Genomic DNA, 17214 nt, shown 5'->3' with positions numbered 1-17214 from the left:
GCTGAACTTGCTTTTCACGCAGCCGCCGCGACCCCGAGTTCCCGGTTGACCGCGGGCATGATCTCGGTGGCGAGGAGCTCGATGGACCGGGCCGTTTCCGCGAACGGCAGCCCGCCCAACCCGACCTGGGCCGCGTACCGTGTGGTCCCCAAGGACTCATGGATGGCGAGCAACTTCTCCACTACCTGCGGCGGGCTCCCAACGAGCAGCCCGCCGCCGGGTCCGGACCAGTCGTCGAAGGTGGAACGCGGGAAGTGGTCCACCGCGCGGGGCATGTTCTGCTCGAAGTAGGCGCGGTAGTACGGGTAGAAGGTATCGCGCGCCTGCTGCGACGTCTGGGCTGCGTAGAAATGCCCACCGGCACCCACCGGCAGCGCCGCGGCGTCGTGCCCGGCTTCGGTAGCGGTATTCCGGTAGAGCTCCACAAGGCGGCGGAATCTCTCGGGCCCGGACAACAAAGCGACGAACAGCGGCAGGCCGAGCCGCCCGGCCCGGGCGAAGCTTGCCGGCGTGCCGCCCACGCCCACCCAGACCGGGAGTTTTTCCTGCAACGGACGCGGGGCGATGTCCATGCCGGGGATGGTTTGGGTCAGGGTTCCCTGCCAGCTGAGGTTGGCGTTGTCCCGCAGCTCAAGCAACAGCCGAAGCTTTTCCTCGAACAGGGCGTCGTAGTCCAAGGTGTCGTAGCCGAACAATGGGTAGGACTCGATGAACGCGCCCCGCCCGGCGATGATTTCGGCGCGACCGCCGGACAAAAGGTCCAGGGTAGCGAACTGCTCGAAAAGCCGCACTGGATCTTGCGTTGACAGCACGGTCACGGCGGTGCTCAGGCGGAGGTTGGTGGTTTCCCGGGCAATGGCGGCGAGCACGATCTCGGGCGCCGATAAGGCAAAGTCGTGGCGGTGGTGCTCGCCCAGGCCGAGAAAGCTGATGCCCGCCTGGTCCGCCAGCTTTGCCAGCTCGATGATTTCTGCAAGCCGCTGGTGTGGCGACAACGCCCTGCCGGTTGTTTCATTGCGCGATAGCTCACCGAAGGTAAAGATGCCGAAGTCCATAGTGGTTGAACATTCAAGTTTATTGTTCTATTCCGCCGCACCCTTTACCGAAAGGAAAGGCGGGCGCACGACGGCGGGAGCCACCCGCCGTCGTACGCCCGCCTGACGCTGGGGTGCTTAGGCCTCCACGAGGTTTCCCTGTGCCGAAGCACCGGCTGGAACTTCGGCCGGAACGCCCGGCTCGTTGCGGCCGTACAGCCAGTCGTTGTACTGGAAGTTGTTGTCGCCGCGGCTCTTGAACAGCATGTTCCGCAGTAGCCGGGCCACCCCGTCCACGTGCCAGGACTCGCCCCAGATCCGGGCGGTGCGCTGGACCCGGGCGGTCCGGGCTGCGCGGGCTCCATTGAACGCGCTAAACGCTGCCTCCCACGCACCGGGGTTGACGCCTTCCTCCGTAAAGACAAGGCCCTGCGTCGCATCCTGCAGAACGGCCGCATCCTCAAGCGCCTGGCAGGCGCCCTGGGCCAGGTACTGCAGCATGGGGTGCGCGGCATCGCCGATGAGGGCCATCCGGCCGGCAACCCAGTTTTCGATCGGGTCCCGGTCATACATGGGCCAGCGGATGCCGGTGGCCAGGTTCTTCAAGGCTTCCTGTACGGCCGGGACGCAGTCGGCGTAGGCGGCTTCGAGCTCGTCCACCCCGCCGTACTGTTCTTCGCCACGTTCGAAGGAAGCGGACTTGAAGACCGCCACAGTATTCAGCAGTTCACCCTTGCGCAGCGGGTACTGCACCAAGTGGCAGTTGGGGCCGAGGTAGACTATGACGTCCTCAAGGTCCGCGGCCGGGGTCTCGGGGGTGATGGGCACGGTGCCGCGGTAGGCGACGTATGCGGAGGAGACCGGACCGTCGTTCGCGACGCCAGCGCGCAAGGTGGACTTCAGGCCGTCGGCGGCCAGGACGGCGTCGGCGTGGTAGACAGCGCCCGAAGCGGTGTATGCGCGCGCCTTGTCCCCCCCGGTTTCCACCTTCTGCACCAGGACGTCATTGACCAGCTCCACCCCGGCTTCCTGGCAGGCCTGGAGCAGGATGCGGTGCAGGTCGCTGCGGTGGATCACCACGTAGGGGGCACCGTAGCGCTCCTCGAATTCGCCACCCAGCGTCTGGCGCGTCAGCTCCTCGCCGGTAACGGCGTCGCGGAACACAAGGTGTTTGGGCTGAACGCCGATTTCCAACGCCTTCTCCAACAGGCCCCAGCGCTTGAGGACACGGGAGGCGTTGGGTGCCATCTGCAGGCCGGCGCCCACTTCACCGAAGGCCGGGGCTACCTCCACCAGGGTCACTTGGGCACCATTTTCCTTCAGGGCCAAGGCGCCGGCCAAGCCGGCCATGCCGCCCCCCACTATCAGGACGTCGGTGGTCGCTGCGCCTTTAGACATGTGATTCTCCTACTGCTTTGGATGTTGAATTCTTGGTGATGATGAAGCCGAGCAGGATGGCTGCTACGGCGGCGGCCCCGGCGAATGCCAGGAAGTTCGAGTTGACGCCCAGGCCTGCGGCGAGCAGCAGTCCCCCAATCTGGGGTGCGGCGACGGCGCCGATGCGGCCTACACCCAGGGCCCAGCCCAGCGCAGTGCCCCGCAAATGTGCCGGGTAGTGGCTGGCGACTGCGGCAATGATGAGGCACTGGGTTCCGTGCGTACCCACACCGGCAAGCACCAACATGAGGTAGACGACGGCGACCGGCGGCCCGGTTACCAGCACCAGGAGGCCTGCGGCGGCGACGGCGGCTGCCGCGATCGCCGTCGGAACCGGCCCGAAGCGGGTGCCGGCCCAGGCAGTGATCACCGATCCGGCCACGGCGCCGAGGTTCAGGGCAAGGGCAAAAGTCAGGGCGGAGCCGAGGTTGTACCCAGCAAGCTGCATGAGGTTCGGCAGCCAGGTTCCCAGACCGTACCAGGCGAACAGGGTGGCCAGCGTAGCCAAGGCGTACAGCACGCTGAGGCCAAGGAACGGCGGGCGGAGCAGTGAGCCGAAGCCCACCGGCTTTTTGCCGGCAGCCTGGTTGCTGTTCGCAGCCTGATCAGGGGCCTTTCCTGCCTCGGAGGGCAGCGTTTCAGGCAGGTAGCGCAGGCCGAGCGGGATAACCACCACCAGAGCGAGGACGCCCACGAGGAACATGACGGGCCAGCCGAACGCGGGGATAAGCGGGATGCCCGCCAGCGCCGCAATCGATCCGCCGATGGGGACACCGGACATCATCAGCGTGGCAATGGTGGACCGCCACTTGGGCGGCACGAGTTCAGCCACCAAGGCGTTGGCCGACGGCACCAGGCCGCCCAGGCCGATGCCGGCCAGTAGCCGTAGCGCTCCGAAGATGAAGGCGTTAGGGGCGAAGGCACACAGGATGGTGAAAACGGAGAACACCACGGCACAGCCGAGGATAGTCCGGCGCCGGCCCCAGGAGTCGGACATCCTGCCAGCAAAGATGGCGCCGATCATCATTCCGACGAACGCCATGGAGCCGATGGTTCCGGCGGTGGCCTTGGTCAGGCCCCAGCCGGTATCACTGATCAGCGATCCCTGCACTGTGCCGTAGACAATGAGGTCGTAGCCGTCAAAAACCACCAGCAGCCAGCAAACCAGAACGGCCATTATCGAACGCTTGGGGAACGCGGCGGGGCCGGTGCCTGCGCCGAGGGGGGTGCCTGCGCCGGAGGGAGATCCTGCCCGGGCTCCAGCCGGGGCGGGAGTCGAGGCATGTCGCTGCGGCGCTGCAGCGGAAGGGATGTGATTCATCCCACCACTGTGCTGGCCACCGTGCGGCGACACCTATAACATTCTGTCATGCAGAATCTTCCCGCTCGGAAGTTGCCGACGTACCCCATCGAAGCCGTGGACAATGCCCTGCAGCTCCTGCAGCTGCTACGCGACGTCGGCAGCCTTCGGCTCAAGGACGCAGCGGAGGAGTTGAAGGTGGCGCCGTCCACGGCCCACCGCCTACTAGCCATGCTGGTTTACCGCGGATTTGCCGTCCAGGACGAGTCACGCCGCTACGTTCCCGGACCTGCCATGGGTGCCGGGCCCGCGGGCGTGAGCTGGACCGGGCCACTGCGGGAAATCTCGCGGCCGCACATGGAGCTGCTGTCCTCGCGGACCAGTGAGACCGTAAACCTCATGATCCGGGTGGGCACGAAGGTGCGGTTCCTGGACACCGTAGAGGGCACCAACACCTTGCGCGTGGGAGACCGGCAGGGGACAGTAATGCCCGCAAACAAAGCCTCGGGCGGCAAGGCAATGCTGGCCGAGCTGGACCCCGGCATGCTCGAACAGCTGTTCCGCAGCCCCAACGCCGAAATCGGCGGGGACAACATCCCGGACGATGAATACCCCGGATTCCTCCGCGAGCTGGACACCATCCGGACCAACGGCTTCGCCGCCAACTTCGAAGGAACCGAGGAAGGCATCAGCGCCTTCGGCTTGGCCCTCCACAACGGCCGCGGCAACGTGGTGGGTGCCATCAGCGTGGCCACCCCCGTGGCCCGGTTCCGGCGACTGTTCGACGCCGGCCTGGTGGCGGTGATGATGGAGACCCGGCGGCAACTGGAGATCGACATCGCCGCCAACCCGCTAAACACCGCAGACAGGCTCTGACCCGGCCGCGGCATTTTATTCTGCACAACAGAATATGTTGGGCATCACAACCGCGCACTCCTTAGTGTCGAATCCACGCCGTATTCAGTCCGCACGCAAGGAGAAGGCCACCGTGTCCATCAGCGCCGATAACCCCACGCACGAGTCCGTTGCCCAGGGCATGTCCGTCCCGGAACCCACCCCCGAAGAGGCTGCCCAGCTGGAACAGCTCTACCGCGACTTCGACAGCGAGAACCTGATCCCGCTGTGGACGGAGATCGCGGATCTCATGCCGATGGTCCCGTCCCCTAAGGCGGTGCCGCACGTGTGGAGGTGGAACGACCTCTACCCGCTGGCCGCCCGCGCCGGAGATCTGGTACCCGTGGGCCGCGGCGGCGAACGCCGCGCCATTGCACTGGCCAACCCGGGCCTGGGCAACACCCCGTACGCCACACCCACTCTCTGGGCTGCCATCCAGTACCTCGGAGGTCACGAAACGGCCCCCGAGCACCGCCACTCACAGAACGCGTTCCGGTTCGTCGTGGAGGGCGAGGGCGTGTGGACCGTGGTGAACGGCGATCCCGTGGCCATGCGCCGCGGTGACTTTCTGCTCACCCCGGGCTGGAACTTCCACGGCCACCACAACGACACCGACCAGCCGATGGCCTGGATCGACGGCCTGGACATCCCGTTCGTGCATTACACCGATGCCGGGTTCTTCGAGTTCGGCACCGAACGCGTCACTGACGAGGCAACCCCGGATATCTCCCGTTCCGAGCGGTTGTGGGCGCACCCCGGCCTGCGTCCGCTCTCCGGACTGGAGAACACCACCAACTCCCCCATCGCCGCGTACCGCTGGGAGCACACCGACGCAGCCCTGCGCGAACAACTGCTCCTCGAGGACGAAGGCCACCCGGCAACGGTGTCACAGGGCCACGCCGCCGTCCGCTACACCAACCCCACCACCGGCGGCGACGTGATGCCCACCATCCGTGCCGAGTTCCACCGCTTCCGCGCCGGAGCTTCCACCGAGCCACTCCGCGAAGTTGGGTCCAGCGTCTGGCAGGTCTTCGATGGCACCGGCACGGTGGTACTCGACGGCGAGCGCCGGACTCTCGCCAAGGGTGACCTGTTCGTTGTCCCTTCCTGGGCACAGTGGTCCCTGGAAGCCTCGGTCGATGGTGAGTTTGACCTGTTCCGCTTCTCCGACGCCCCCATCTTCGAACGCCTGAACTTCAACCGCACCTACATCGAAGGACACACCAAGTAATGAGACTCCTTACCCTCCGCACCTCTGTTGAGGACAAGACAGTAACCACGGCTGTCCGCCAGGACGGCGACACCCTCACCGAGATCCCGGGCTTTTCCGACGTCGGCGCCCTCCTGCAGGATCCCGCCTGGCAAACCACGGCGAGGGCCGCCAACGGCGCAACGCACGCGCTGGACGGCGCGGACCTCGCCGCCGTCGTGCCCGCCCCGGGGAAGATCATCTGCGTGGGCCACAACTACCGTAACCACATCAAGGAGATGGGCCGCGAAGTTCCCGAGCACCCCACCCTCTTCGCCAAATACGCCGAATCGTTGATCGGGCCCAACGACGACCTTGCCCTGCCGCAGGAATCGGACACTGTGGACTGGGAAGCTGAGCTCGCCGTCGTGATCGGCAAGACGGGCCGCCGTGTCCCCGAATCGGAAGCAGCGGACCACATCGCTGGCTACTCTGTGCTCAACGACGTCTCCATGCGTGACTACCAGTTCCGCACCATCCAGTGGCTGCAGGGCAAGACGTGGGAGAAATCCACCCCGTTCGGCCCCGCACTTGTCACCAAGGACGAATTCACCACCGGCCCGCTGATGACCTCGGCGGTGGACGGCGAAGTCCAGCAGTCCACTCCCACATCGGATTTGGTGTTCACCCCCGAATTCCTGGTGTCTTACATCTCCACGATCATTACGCTGAACCCGGGCGACGTGATCGCGACCGGCACCCCTGGCGGCGTCGGCCACGCACAGGATCCCAAGCGCTACCTGCAGGAAGGCCAGGTCCTGGTCACCACCATCGAGGGTCTGGGCCGACTAACGAACCGCGTGGTCAAGGAAGCCTGATGGTTGCACGGCGCGATCAGACCACCGACCCGGTGCTCCTCGAGGGACTGCTGCAGGCACGGCGTGGGACGGCGTTCTTTGCCCGCAAGCTGAACGAACTGACGGATGCGGAGCTGGACGGCGCCTCGCTGCTGCCGGGCTGGACCCGGCGGCACGTCGTGGCCCACGTCGGCTACAACGCCCGGGCAATCGCACGGCTGGTGGAGTGGGCGGCCACGGGCGTGGAAACGCCGATGTACCCTTCTGTGGAGGTCCGGAACCATGAGATCGACTTCGGCGCCACGCTGAGTCCCATCGCGTTGCGGAACCTGTTCGACCACTCGGCAGTGCACCTCAACGTCGAATGGCGGGACCTGGCCGCCGATTTATGGCACCACAAGGTCAAGACCGTGCAGGGCCGGGTGGTTCCCGCGGAGGAAACCGTGTGGATGCGCACCCGGGAGGTGTGGGTGCACGCCGTGGACCTGGACAACGGGGCAAGCTTCGCTGACATTCCGGCCCCTGTCCTGGCGCGTCTGCTCAAGGACATCACCGGAGCTTGGAAGACGCGCGGCACCGACAAGGACCTGGTGGTTGAAGTGACGGACCAACCCGCCGCCTTGATGTTCGGCGATACTGCGGCTGTTTCACCGCTGGAGATTAGGGGCTCCCTGGCGGACATCGCCTGTTGGGCCGCCGGCCGCGGAGCAGCCGGCGTTCTTGCCCGCAGTGGAGGCAAATCCGTCAGCCCGGCGCCTCCGGCTCCTGAGTGGATCTGAGGCGGGCAATCTGAAACGGGAGTCCAGGAACGCTGGCCTCCCGGGGAATCGCGTCAAGATGCCCGCCTGGGTTGTTTCGGGAAGGCACTGCTGCATCAGCCGCGGTTCACCAGGTAACTGACGAGGCCGTCAACCGTTGCCACCGCCGGATAGTCGCGTTCGGGAATATCGACGCCGGTGGACTGTGCGATGGTTTCTACGAGACGGAGAAAGTCCAGTGAGTCCAGCTCCAGGTCCTGGCGCAGCCTGGCGCGACCCTCGAGGTCCTCTGGTTCGAGATCAGGGGCCACGAGTCTGATCGCAGCCTGCACTGCCTGACGGGCGTCCTGGTCTTTCATAGCTCCTCCGGTGTCTGCAGCAATTCATCAATACGGGAAAGGAATCTTGCGCCGCGCAGTCCGTCGCTGACACGGTGGTCTGCCGAGAGCGTTGCCGTGACCGCTTGGCGGACTCCGAGCATTCCGTTGTGTGCCCACGGCTGTTCAAGGATTTTGCCGAATCCCACCATTGCCACCTGCGGCGGATAGATCACGCCGTAGACGCTTTCCACCCCGAGGTCGCCCAGATTGGTCACGGTGATGGTGGGGTCGGCCATCTCGGCCCGCTGCAGCCGGCCTGCCCGGGCTCGGCTGACGAGGGCGCGCAGCTGAACCATCAGTTCGTCGAGGGTCAGCATTTCAGCATCACGCAGGGCGGGAGCCACAAGGCCGCCTTGGCGCAGCGCCACTGCGACACCTAGATGGACGCTGCTGCTGGGGTGGAACGCACCACGGGTGAAATAGCCATTCATCTCCGGCGTTTCCGTTGCAGCCAGTGCGGTCGCCTTCAGCAGCAGTGCCGAAGGAACCAAACGGGCAGAGACGGACCGCCGTTGGTTCTCCGACTGCATCCATGCCATCGCCGTATCCAAATTTAGGGTGCCGGCCAGGTAGTAGTGCGGAATTTCCTTCTTCGATCGGGACATCAGCGAGCCAATTGCCTGCCTCAAAGTGCTGGCCTTATCTGCTGCCGGCTCTTTTCGGCCGCTCTGCGGCGCAGCCTCGATTGGTGCCTCGACTGGTTGAACCTGAGCAGGCCCCCATGCCTCCCCCCGCATTCCCGAGGCCATGCCCAAGGCACGACGCACATCCAATTCGGTGATGGCGCCCTCGCGCCCGGTTCCCTGCACGTCCTTCAAGTCAATGCCGAGCTGGGCAGCAACCCGCCGGGCCAGCGGCGAAGACCGCAGCCGCTGCTCCCGCGCCGGTCCGCCGCCCACTGCTGTGGGAGAAGTTGAAGGCATCTCGCTGACCGGACCTTTGACGGCGGTTTCGACGTCGGCCCGGCTCACCTCACCGTTGGGGCCGCTGCCCCGCACGGATTCAACATCGACCCCGAGAGCGTGGGCCAGGTGCCGGACCGGCGGCGAAACACGGACGCCGCGTTTGCTCGTCGGAGGCGAAGCCATTTTGGGCACCGACGGTGCCGGGGCCAACCGGACCGCCGGAAGTGCCTCCAGGTCCCGGGGCGCCGCCTGTGGAGCAGACATCTGTTCCGCCGGCGTGGCCGTGATCCGGGCGATGGGCGTCCCTACGCTCACTGTGTCACCGATTTCCACCAGGAACTCTGCCAGCACGCCTTCCTCAAATGACTCGATGTCCATGACGGTCTTGTCTGTGTCAACCGCGGCCACCAAGTCGCCCTTGTGGATGTAGTCGCCCGGTTTAACAAGCCACTCCACTACCTTGCCATGCTCCATGTCCGCGCCCAGGGAGGGCATCCGAAACTCAGCCATGGCCGCCCACAGCCTTCCGTGCGGCAGTCACGATCCGCTCCACGGACGGTAGCGCGGCCAGCTCCATGTGTTTGGAGTACGGCACGGGCACCTCTTCACTGCAGACCCTCCCCACCGGGGCGTCCAGTTCGAAGAAGCCCTCGTCGCCAATCCTGGCGGCGATCTCGGCGGAGATGCTGCCGCTCCGCCAGCCCTCGTCCACCACCACTGCCCGGTGGGTCTTGCCGACGCTTCCAAGGATGGTCCCGTCGTCGAGCGGCCGGAGGGTGCGCAGGTCGATGACTTCGGCGTCGATGCCCTCCCCGGCCAGCCGGTCAGCGGCCTCGAACACGGCGGGAAGCGTGCCGCCGTAGGTGATGAGCGAGATGCCGGTTCCCTGGCGCCGGACCGCCGCTTTATCGATGTCAACCGGTCCGGCGTCGTCCTCCAGCTCCCCGGCTACGTTGTACAGGGACCCGTGCTCGAAAATCAGCACCGGGTCCGGATCCTGCAGTGCGGTCCACAGCATTCCACGCGCGTCGGCCAGGGTGGCCGGGGCAAGAATGCGCAGCCCTGGAATGTGCGCATACCAACCCTCCAGGCTGTGGGAATGCTGGGCACCAAGCTGGCGGCCCGCGCCGGTGGTCATCCGGATTACTACCGGTACGTTGAACTGTCCGCCGGACATGTGCAGCAGGGTCGCTGCATTATTGATGATCTGGTCCAGGGCGAGCAGGCTAAAGTTGACAGTCATGATTTCGACGACGGGACGCATGCCGCCCAAGGCTGCCCCGATCCCCGCACCGACGAAGCCGGATTCGGATAGGGGTGTGTCGCGGATGCGTTCGGGGCCGAATTCTTCCAGTAGGCCCAGGCTTACGGCGAAGCTGCCTCCGTAGCGACCCACATCCTCGCCCATAAGGAACACACGCTCATCGCGCTGCAAAGCGTCACGGAGGGCTGCGCGGACCGCTTCCCGGTAGGTGGTTTTCATCGTGCCGCCCGGCCTTCCCGGGCGTCGCTGCTTCGCTCGCTGTAGACGAACCGCCGGAGGTCCGCCACCGGTTCCAGGGTGCCTGCCTCGGCAAATTCGACACCGGCGGCCACCTCCGCGTCGACGTCGGCCTGCAGTGCCGCCCACTGCTCCTCCGACAGCTGTCCTGCCGACTTGATGGCGCTCTGGAGCAGGAGGATCGGGTCCCGTTCCATCCAACGCGCCACCTCCGATTTCTCCCGATAGAGCTCCGGATCGAACATTGAGTGCGCGCGGAAGCGGTAGGTGCGTAGCTCCAGGAAATGCGGCCCGCCGCCGGAGCGCACCGCATCTACTGCCCGGCGCGCTGCCTCCTCGACCGAGAGAACGTCCATCCCGTCAACGCTCCAGGCGGGAATCTCATATCCTGCGGCTTTGAGCGCCATATCCGTCTGCGACTCGGAGCGGACAAGTGCTGTGCCCATGGCGTACAGATTGTTTTCGCAGCAGAAGAGCACAGGAAGCTGCCACAGAGCAGCAAGGTTAAGACTCTCGTGGAACTCCCCTTCCGCGACGGCGCCTTCACCAAAGAAGCATGCCGTCACCCGGCGCCGGCCGGCCATTTTGTCGGCAAGTGCAAGGCCGACGGCGAGCGGGAGACCGCCAGCCACGATCGCGTTTCCACCGTAGAACCGGGTGGCTGCGTCAAAGAGGTGCATGGATCCTCCACGGCCTCGGCAGCATCCTTCGAGACACCCGTACATTTCGGCCAGGATGGCCCGGGCCGACACACCCCGCAGGAGCGCATGGCCATGCTCACGGTAAGTGGCCACCACGGCGTCGTCAGGCGCGAGGGTTTCAATGACGCCTGCGGCGACGGCTTCCTCCCCGATATACACGTGCAGGAATCCGCGGATCTTGGCAGCACTGTAGAGTTCGATGCACTTTTCCTCAAGCTTGCGCACTCGCAGCATCTGCCGAAGAAGGTGCCGGGCGTGCTCTGCATCAGGGATGTCCTGACCCCGCACGTCATTCATGGCCGCGGCCCAGCCTGTTCCAGCGTAGACAGGTCCCCCTCCGGCAGGCCCAGTTCACGGGCCTTCAGGAGCCGACGAAGGATCTTACCGCTGCGGGTCTTGGGCAGGTTGGTGGTGAAGTCGACAAGCCGGGGCGCAATGGCGGCACCCAGGCGTTTCCGGGCGAATCCGATGATTTCCAGCCGGAGTTCTTCGGACGGTTCGTGACCTGGCCGCAGTTCGACAAATGCTTTCACGACTTCCCCTGCCACAGGATCGGGAATACCAATCACTCCGGCCTCGGCCACTGACCGGTGCTCCATCAGGCAGCTTTCAACTTCGAAGGGACCGATCAGGTGGCCTGAGGACTTGATGACATCATCCCCGCGCCCTACGAACCAGAAATACCCGTCGTCGTCGCGTTTTGCCAGATCACCGGTTAGGTACCATCCGCCGGCAAAACAGCGGCGATACCTCTCCTCCTCATTCAGGTAGCCGCGGAACATGGACGGCCAACCGGGACGTAGCGCCAGTTCGCCCATGACATCAGGTTCGGTGACGAGTGTGGCTGCTCCGTTCCCGATGATGGGCTTGCCCTGGCCGTCCCTGGCTACCAGCGCAGCTTCGATCCCGGGCAGTGGGCGCCCCATGGAACCGGGCCGAATGGGCATAGAGGCGAAGTTCGCGATCATGATGCCGCCCGTCTCGGTCTGCCACCAGTTATCGTGGACCGGCAGGCCCAGCACATCCTGTCCCCACACCACGGCTTCGGGGTTGAGCGGCTCGCCAACACTCGCGATGAACCGGAGCGCGGACAAGTCATGACCCGCAGCCCTTTCCGCCCCGGCCTTCATCAGCATCCGCAGCGCCGTCGGAGCCGTGTACCAGATTGTGACGTGCTGTTCGGCAAGGATGCGGTACCACCGGTCAACGTCCAATTCCTCCTCGTCCACCACAACGGTGACCCCGTGCACCAGCGGAGCGATGATTCCGTACGAGGTGCCGGTCACCCAGCCGGGGTCGGCTGTGCACCAGTAGATGTCCTCGGGGTGGAGGTCCAGGGCGTAGAGTCCGGTGGCGTAGTGCGCAACCACTGCCTCATGGACGTGGATCGCCCCTTTGGGGGTGCCGGTGGTTCCGCTGGTGAAGTGCAGCAGAGCCATATCCTCGGGCTGCGTGGCCACAATGTCCTGGTCAGGCGGGGCCTGGGCAAGGAGCGCGGCGAGGTCCAGTGTGTCAGGTTCAGGATTGCCGTCCGCGTCGGCCAGTAGGATGAAGCGGAGATCGGGAAGAGTATCCCGGATTGGTGCCACCTTTTTCCGGTACAGCGCCCTGGTGGTAACCAGTACCCGCCCTGCACCGAGATGCAGCCTTTGCCGGACAGGTTCGGGGCCGAAAGCGGAAAAGAGCGGGCAGAAAACGCTGGCATTTTTGAACGTGCCCAGGACGGCGACGTAAAGCTCGGGGCTGCGACCCAACAGTGAGAAGACCCGATCGCCCCTGCCTACGCCAAGATCTCGCAGGACGGCGGCAAACCTACCAGTCTGCAGCGCCAGCTCCGCATAGCTGAGTGAGCGGGTGCTGCCGTCGGCCCGGATGAAGCGCAGGGCTTCCCTGCCTGCCCGGCTGCCTGCGGCGTGGCGGTCCACTGCCTCGTAGGCTATGTTCAGTCCGCGGCTGCCAGGGAGCCCGGACAGAGCCCGGCGGGCTTCATCCCATCTGAAGGACTTCCGAACGCCTTCGTAGTCTGCGAGGTTGGGAGGCATGCGATAGGTAGCAGGGCCCTTGGGAATGACAGGCCGGCGCATAGGCCGTTCGGTTCCTGCGGTCATGGTTCATCCTTCGTGTCGTCTGGCCAGGCGCTGTCCCAGCCGCCGGCCGGCGTAGGCCCTGTCCACGAGCTCGAGCATCGCTGATCCCTGTCAGGTGGTTTCTTCGGTATGCAGCGGGGACGTGGGAGTCCACGACATCCTCAGGATGAAGTGGGCATCCGCCGTGCTCTTGGCAATCAGTGCACCCGCGTCGCCGGCCAGTTTCACGCCGAATTCAATCTGCACCAGTTCGGGGCTCAACTCTGACATGGCATCCAATGCTGCTTGGGCGGCCAGGCGGACGCTTCCGAGTGCATCTTCCAGGCGCCTGCTCACGTTCAGGACCCCCTGTTCGTTGCGGGCAGGGTGGTCCACCCCGTAACTGTTGTCCTCAGCCTCAACGAGTACCGTCCCGGAGCCCACTTCGTATCGGAGCACCTCAGTCATGGCAGGTTTCCAACGCTAATGGGACTTGCGCCTTCTGTGACGGATGCCACTTCTTCACTGGATTTCCCTTCTGTCTGGCGCAGAAAGCCTTGGACATTCCGCCCCAGGGCATAGCGCCCGCAGTTCCAGTCAACACTTCATAAACACCGCATCCTAGGGGAGAAAGACCCCACATCTTGGTTCTGGCGTCTTCTTCCTGGGACGGCAAAGCTGGAGGTCTCGTTGGGGGCTTCCCCAATAGCGTGGCGAACGGAGCGCTGCTGGGTGCTTCCGTACTGGGAAACAGAATTGGCAGGATTTTGGGCCACCACGAATTGTTGCCGAGTTCCTCAAGCGCATTGGTAAGGGATTCTGAAAGCATTTTCATCGATTGAAGAACCTTTCCCGGTAGCGGGCGGATTCGCAGCTGCAGCGGTCCGGGCCTTCGCCACAAAGAGGGCTGCGGTGGCTTGCCCTACTTGAGGCTGAGCACCTCTTCGATGGGTCGGCCGTTGACTAACACCCGGGCGCTCGTGGCCCCGGATGCGGCCATGGCCGTGTACTCCAGCTGTGCCTTGACCCGCGGGATATCACACACACCGGCCAGCATGAACTGCCCAGTGAGCCAGATGGTGATGGTGCTGCCGCTCAGCTCACCGCCAGCATAGGTGAGGTCCGACTGGTATAGGGCGTTCATGAGCCCGGACAGGCCGACGTCGCGGCTCTTGTTCGCGAGTAGAGTCCCGACGCTGGGCCCAACTTGGTCAGTGAAGCGGACCGGGGCCGTGGTTGTGGCGACGATGCTGTCGCCGCAACCGATCGGGGATCCAGAGACGCCATTGTCACCAACAGCGACGTAGTAAACGGTGAGTGGGCCAACCTGCTCCGGGAACGCAGGAGTAGTGGGTTCCGCCGTTGCAGGGGGTCCTGCCGGCGCAGACGACGGCGAAGCGGCAGGTGTGGAAATCGTTGCGGTCGGGGTCGGGCTCGCCGTTTTGCTTGTTGAGGCGGTGGGGCTCGCTGATGTCGTCGGAGCGGCGGAAGTATTCGTAGGGGCCTGAGCCGGTGGGCCGAAACAGCCCGTGAGCGTGAGCAGAGTGGAGATCCCGAGAACGCCAATTACCGAATAGCCGAGCTTTGCCATGATGCCCCTTGTGGATGCGGGGCTCCAAATCTTCAGGAGCCCTATATCAAGCTACGTCGGTGCCTTCCTCCTGGACAGGGACTTTAGTCCGTGCTGACGTAGACCCGGGTTCGGAGCCCAACAAACGGCCAAGAGTCATCGTCTCAGCGAGGCGAATGAGCCATACTGGCCGCATGAACGCTGCGGCGGGAAAGCCCGATAAGGTCATCATTGTCATCGTATCCGCCGTCGCGTTGTTGGTGATCGTAGCAATAGCTGTGATCTTCACCCGCGGGGAGCCCGAAGCATTAAGCGAAGCCACCCCGGCCGGTGTGGTGCAGCGTTACAGCACTGCCGTCATTCAAGGCGACCCGGGCACCGCCGATTCCTACCTCACGGAATCCGCCCGATCGTTTTGCAACGGCTTTATCCAGGGCGGACCGCCGCCCTCCCGGGTTGTCCTGATTTCGACGAATGAGCGAACTGAATCGGCAACGGTGAGGGTCTCGATCGTCTATTCTTCCCAGGACGGACTCTTTGGTTCCGACTATGAGACGGAGGACAGGTTCTCCCTGGTGAAGGCCGATGGCAGATGGCTGGTGGACAAGGCCCCCTCGCAGCTCTTATCCTGCGTTTCGTCGCCGGTGAAGCGATGAGCTCCCCCGGGGCGGCGACGGTTTCGTCGGTGGCGTCGGCACAAGTCATCCTGCGCCGTCTGATCCTCTACGTGCTGTTGTTCGCCCTGGTGGTGATCGCAGCCATTGGCCTCACAGGCCTGTTGGGGCGACTCTTCAACGCCGGCACCACGCTGGTTAGCAGCGATGTCGCCGAACTCGCCCGAGCCCTTGCCTTCACTCTCATCGGCGGACCGCTCGCGGCGCTCCTCTGGTGGTTTGTGTGGAAAAGGCTCGACGACGAAGCGGAGCGAGCCGCTGTGGGGTGGGGCCTTTACCTGGCCGGAATGTACACAGCTTCGCTTATCCTGTTCACTACATCGGTTCTGGCGATGGCGGCATCCTTCGTCGGAGGGCGTGATTCGAACTGGTCTTCGCCACTGGCCACCGCCCTGGTGTGGGCAGCGATCTGGACCTGGCACCGGTGGATGTGGCGCCACCCAGTTAAACACCCTGTGAATCTCGACGATGTTCCGGCTGTCATCGGATGGGTCTTTGGGCTGCTCCTGGGCGCCGGTGCCGCCGTCGCTGCGCTCGGCGGCTTGCTCGATGTCGCCCTTCGCGGCTTCACCAGTCTGACCCCTGCTGCGGAACATTGGTGGGTGCCGATAGTCCGAGCGCTGATTTGGGCCATTGGCGGAAGTACTGTGTGGTGGTGGCACTGGATCAAGGGTGGCGGACGCAAGCTGCAGACACGACTCGTGGATGTAGCACTAATCAGCGTCGGGGTCTTCGCTGCGGGGGTCACCGCCCTCGGAGGTGCCGGCGTCGTCCTGTTGGTTCTACTGCGACTGGCTTTCGACGCGGGTGATCCCACAAATGAACTGCTGGCTCCCTTGGGTTTGGCTATCGCCTCTTTCGCCATCGGCGCATTGGTGTGGCGCTATCATCGACTCAGCGGAGCTCATCGTTCTGTCGCGACCAGGCGGGCAAGCCAATTGGTGACCTCGGGGGTTGCCCTGGCAGCTGCTGCCTCAGGCGTGGGCGTGATTGTCAACGCAACACTTGCTATGACGGTTTCGCCGCTTGCGGGGGGTGGCACACGGACCCTGCTGTTGGGAGGTATCAGTTCCCTGATCGTGGGAGGCCCTGTCTGGTGGCTGGCATGGAAACCGACGCGGCCGCCGCAAACCGGAGACGCCATTCCTCCTGGGCGGCGCGTCTACCTCATAGTGTTCTTTGGCATCAGCGCCGTTGTGGCGCTAATAGCCCTCCTGGTCATCGGTTACCGGCTTTTCGAATATTTCCTGCGCGACGTGACCGAAGGGAGCTTCGTGGACCGAGTCCGTGCCTCGCTCGGCGTGCTGGTAGCTGCGGGCGTGGCTGCCGCCTATCACTTTGCCCTGTGGCGGCGCGAGCGGACCCTCTTAGGTGCAGTGTCCCCCGCCAAAAGGGTGGCCATCCGCCGGGTCACTCTGGTGACCGGCGCTCACGCGGAACAGTTGTCTCGAGCTATCGTTGAGGCGACTGGCGCCAAAGTCATTCCATGGAAGCGGGCCGACGTCGACACGGATACTCTACCCACCCGCGACCCCACCCCGGGAATAGAGACTCTGATCAAGAGTGCAACGGAGGCGTTGTCGGGCGTCGCCGCCGAGCACGTTCTGCTGATTATCGGCCCGCATGGCGGTTCGAGCACCTGCATCGAAGTTATTCCTCTGGAAGCCGGCGGTACAAATGCTGGCCACATAAGAACGCTGGGTCCCGCGCATCCAGGAACGGACGCACGGGACTAGCATTTTCCAATCATGGTTTTTCTCCGTTGGGTGGCTTGGAGATCTCAATTCGGGTCGTGATGTTTCTTCCCACCGTCCGGGTCGTTCTCGGGCGGCAGGATCATTGAAAGGACTCTGAGCGCGCGTTCCTGCCGGCTGCATTCGAAAAGTGAGGCGATCCATCGAAGGGCGGCAAGAACGGTTGAGAATGAGTCCGTGGGTTGTACGGCGGG

General features: G+C 64.5%; 16 protein-coding genes. 6 read left to right on the top strand and 10 right to left on the bottom strand.

The window, feature by feature from the left end; genetic code table 11:
- Window positions 1-14: 14 nt before the first annotated feature.
- From ACFX4T_RS04645 to ACFX4T_RS04635, 3 genes are all read right to left on the bottom strand, one after another.
- Complete coding sequence (locus tag ACFX4T_RS04645) at window positions 15-1055, bottom strand: LLM class flavin-dependent oxidoreductase (RefSeq protein ID WP_377650960.1); 1041 nt, start codon at window positions 1053-1055, stop codon at window positions 15-17.
- Between the two features lie 117 nt (window positions 1056-1172).
- Complete coding sequence (locus tag ACFX4T_RS04640; protein WP_377650959.1) at window positions 1173-2432, bottom strand: FAD-dependent oxidoreductase; 1260 nt, start codon at window positions 2430-2432, stop codon at window positions 1173-1175.
- Window positions 2425-3792 carry an MFS transporter gene (locus ACFX4T_RS04635; protein ID WP_377650958.1) on the bottom strand — a complete coding sequence of 456 codons (1368 nt, stop codon included), beginning with the start codon at window positions 3790-3792 and terminating at the stop codon, window positions 2425-2427. The genes ACFX4T_RS04640 and ACFX4T_RS04635 overlap by 8 nt, the downstream gene beginning before the upstream one ends.
- A 48-nt stretch (window positions 3793-3840) precedes the next feature.
- Between ACFX4T_RS04635 and ACFX4T_RS04630 the strand changes: the two genes are divergently transcribed.
- The 4 genes from ACFX4T_RS04630 (at window position 3841) to ACFX4T_RS04615 (ending at window position 7490) form a co-directional block, all read left to right on the top strand.
- The gene (locus ACFX4T_RS04630; protein ID WP_377650957.1) at window positions 3841-4647 is read left to right on the top strand and encodes an IclR family transcriptional regulator; all 807 of its coding nucleotides are present in this window, start codon (window positions 3841-3843) and stop codon (window positions 4645-4647) included.
- A 112-nt stretch (window positions 4648-4759) separates the two neighbouring features.
- Window positions 4760-5896 (top strand): cupin domain-containing protein, encoded by a 1137-nt coding sequence (locus tag ACFX4T_RS04625; protein WP_223949199.1) that lies wholly within the window; start codon window positions 4760-4762, stop codon window positions 5894-5896.
- Window positions 5896-6732 carry a fumarylacetoacetate hydrolase family protein gene (locus ACFX4T_RS04620; protein WP_377650956.1) on the top strand — a complete coding sequence of 279 codons (837 nt, stop codon included), beginning with the start codon at window positions 5896-5898 and terminating at the stop codon, window positions 6730-6732. Before ACFX4T_RS04625 ends, ACFX4T_RS04620 begins: the two co-directional genes overlap by 1 nt.
- On the top strand, window positions 6732-7490 hold the full coding sequence (locus ACFX4T_RS04615; RefSeq protein WP_377650955.1) for a maleylpyruvate isomerase family mycothiol-dependent enzyme: 759 nt from the start codon (window positions 6732-6734) through the stop codon (window positions 7488-7490). Before ACFX4T_RS04620 ends, ACFX4T_RS04615 begins: the two co-directional genes overlap by 1 nt.
- A gap of 95 nt (window positions 7491-7585) precedes the next feature.
- Here the strand turns inward: ACFX4T_RS04615 and ACFX4T_RS04610 are convergent, their stop codons facing one another.
- From ACFX4T_RS04610 to ACFX4T_RS04580, 7 genes are all read right to left on the bottom strand, one after another.
- On the bottom strand, window positions 7586-7828 hold the full coding sequence (locus ACFX4T_RS04610; protein ID WP_377650954.1) for an acyl carrier protein: 243 nt from the start codon (window positions 7826-7828) through the stop codon (window positions 7586-7588).
- On the bottom strand, window positions 7825-9264 hold the full coding sequence (locus ACFX4T_RS04605; protein ID WP_377650953.1) for a 2-oxo acid dehydrogenase subunit E2: 1440 nt from the start codon (window positions 9262-9264) through the stop codon (window positions 7825-7827). Before ACFX4T_RS04605 ends, ACFX4T_RS04610 begins: the two co-directional genes overlap by 4 nt.
- On the bottom strand, window positions 9257-10237 hold the full coding sequence (locus ACFX4T_RS04600; RefSeq protein ID WP_216923700.1) for an alpha-ketoacid dehydrogenase subunit beta: 981 nt from the start codon (window positions 10235-10237) through the stop codon (window positions 9257-9259). The genes ACFX4T_RS04605 and ACFX4T_RS04600 overlap by 8 nt, the downstream gene beginning before the upstream one ends.
- The gene (gene pdhA, locus ACFX4T_RS04595; RefSeq protein ID WP_377650952.1) at window positions 10234-11253 is read right to left on the bottom strand and encodes a pyruvate dehydrogenase (acetyl-transferring) E1 component subunit alpha; all 1020 of its coding nucleotides are present in this window, start codon (window positions 11251-11253) and stop codon (window positions 10234-10236) included. The genes ACFX4T_RS04600 and pdhA overlap by 4 nt, the downstream gene beginning before the upstream one ends.
- Complete coding sequence (acsA, locus tag ACFX4T_RS04590; RefSeq protein WP_377650951.1) at window positions 11250-13064, bottom strand: acetate--CoA ligase; 1815 nt, start codon at window positions 13062-13064, stop codon at window positions 11250-11252. Before acsA ends, pdhA begins: the two co-directional genes overlap by 4 nt.
- Before the next feature lie 90 nt (window positions 13065-13154).
- Window positions 13155-13490 (bottom strand): CU044_2847 family protein, encoded by a 336-nt coding sequence (locus ACFX4T_RS04585; protein WP_216923697.1) that lies wholly within the window; start codon window positions 13488-13490, stop codon window positions 13155-13157.
- A 454-nt stretch (window positions 13491-13944) separates the two neighbouring features.
- Window positions 13945-14613, bottom strand: coding sequence for a hypothetical protein (locus ACFX4T_RS04580; RefSeq protein WP_377650950.1), 669 nt, complete (start codon window positions 14611-14613; stop codon window positions 13945-13947).
- 173 nt (window positions 14614-14786) lie between these two features.
- On the opposite strand from ACFX4T_RS04580, the gene ACFX4T_RS04575 reads away from it, so the two are divergent.
- Both ACFX4T_RS04575 and ACFX4T_RS04570 read left to right on the top strand, forming a co-directional pair.
- Entirely contained in the window at window positions 14787-15248 is a 462-nt protein-coding gene (locus ACFX4T_RS04575) for a hypothetical protein (RefSeq protein ID WP_377650949.1), read from the top strand.
- Complete coding sequence (locus ACFX4T_RS04570; protein WP_377650948.1) at window positions 15185-17002, top strand: DUF5671 domain-containing protein; 1818 nt, start codon at window positions 15185-15187, stop codon at window positions 17000-17002. Before ACFX4T_RS04575 ends, ACFX4T_RS04570 begins: the two co-directional genes overlap by 64 nt.
- Window positions 17003-17214: the final 212 nt, after the last annotated feature.

It is taken from the genome of Paenarthrobacter sp. YIM B13468 (assembly GCF_042788025.1).
Classification (GTDB): domain Bacteria; phylum Actinomycetota; class Actinomycetes; order Actinomycetales; family Micrococcaceae; genus Arthrobacter; species Arthrobacter aromaticivorans.
The sequence above is the reverse complement of the archived record's forward strand: the minus strand, read 5'-3'. Positions and strand labels throughout refer to the sequence as shown.

Bases quoted from the DNA above. Each gene is read 5' to 3' on its own strand.
- ACFX4T_RS04640 (WP_377650959.1), bottom strand. From the start codon at position 2,432: ATGTCTAAAGGCGCAGCGACCACCGACGTCCTGATAGTGGGGGGCGGC.
- ACFX4T_RS04600 (WP_216923700.1), bottom strand. From the start codon at position 10,237: ATGAAAACCACCTACCGGGAAGCGGTCCGCGCAGCCCTCCGTGACGCT.
- pdhA (WP_377650952.1), bottom strand. From the start codon at position 11,253: ATGAATGACGTGCGGGGTCAGGACATCCCTGATGCAGAGCACGCCCGG.
- ACFX4T_RS04575 (WP_377650949.1), top strand. From the start codon at position 14,787: ATGAACGCTGCGGCGGGAAAGCCCGATAAGGTCATCATTGTCATCGTA.
- ACFX4T_RS04570 (WP_377650948.1), top strand. From the start codon at position 15,185: ATGGCTGGTGGACAAGGCCCCCTCGCAGCTCTTATCCTGCGTTTCGTC.
- acsA (WP_377650951.1), bottom strand. From the start codon at position 13,064: ATGACCGCAGGAACCGAACGGCCTATGCGCCGGCCTGTCATTCCCAAG.
- ACFX4T_RS04630 (WP_377650957.1), top strand. From the start codon at position 3,841: ATGCAGAATCTTCCCGCTCGGAAGTTGCCGACGTACCCCATCGAAGCC.
- ACFX4T_RS04615 (WP_377650955.1), top strand. From the start codon at position 6,732: ATGGTTGCACGGCGCGATCAGACCACCGACCCGGTGCTCCTCGAGGGA.
- ACFX4T_RS04620 (WP_377650956.1), top strand. From the start codon at position 5,896: ATGAGACTCCTTACCCTCCGCACCTCTGTTGAGGACAAGACAGTAACC.
- ACFX4T_RS04585 (WP_216923697.1), bottom strand. From the start codon at position 13,490: ATGACTGAGGTGCTCCGATACGAAGTGGGCTCCGGGACGGTACTCGTT.
- ACFX4T_RS04645 (WP_377650960.1), bottom strand. From the start codon at position 1,055: ATGGACTTCGGCATCTTTACCTTCGGTGAGCTATCGCGCAATGAAACA.
- ACFX4T_RS04610 (WP_377650954.1), bottom strand. From the start codon at position 7,828: ATGAAAGACCAGGACGCCCGTCAGGCAGTGCAGGCTGCGATCAGACTC.
- ACFX4T_RS04635 (WP_377650958.1), bottom strand. From the start codon at position 3,792: ATGAATCACATCCCTTCCGCTGCAGCGCCGCAGCGACATGCCTCGACT.
- ACFX4T_RS04580 (WP_377650950.1), bottom strand. From the start codon at position 14,613: ATGGCAAAGCTCGGCTATTCGGTAATTGGCGTTCTCGGGATCTCCACT.
- ACFX4T_RS04605 (WP_377650953.1), bottom strand. From the start codon at position 9,264: ATGGCTGAGTTTCGGATGCCCTCCCTGGGCGCGGACATGGAGCATGGC.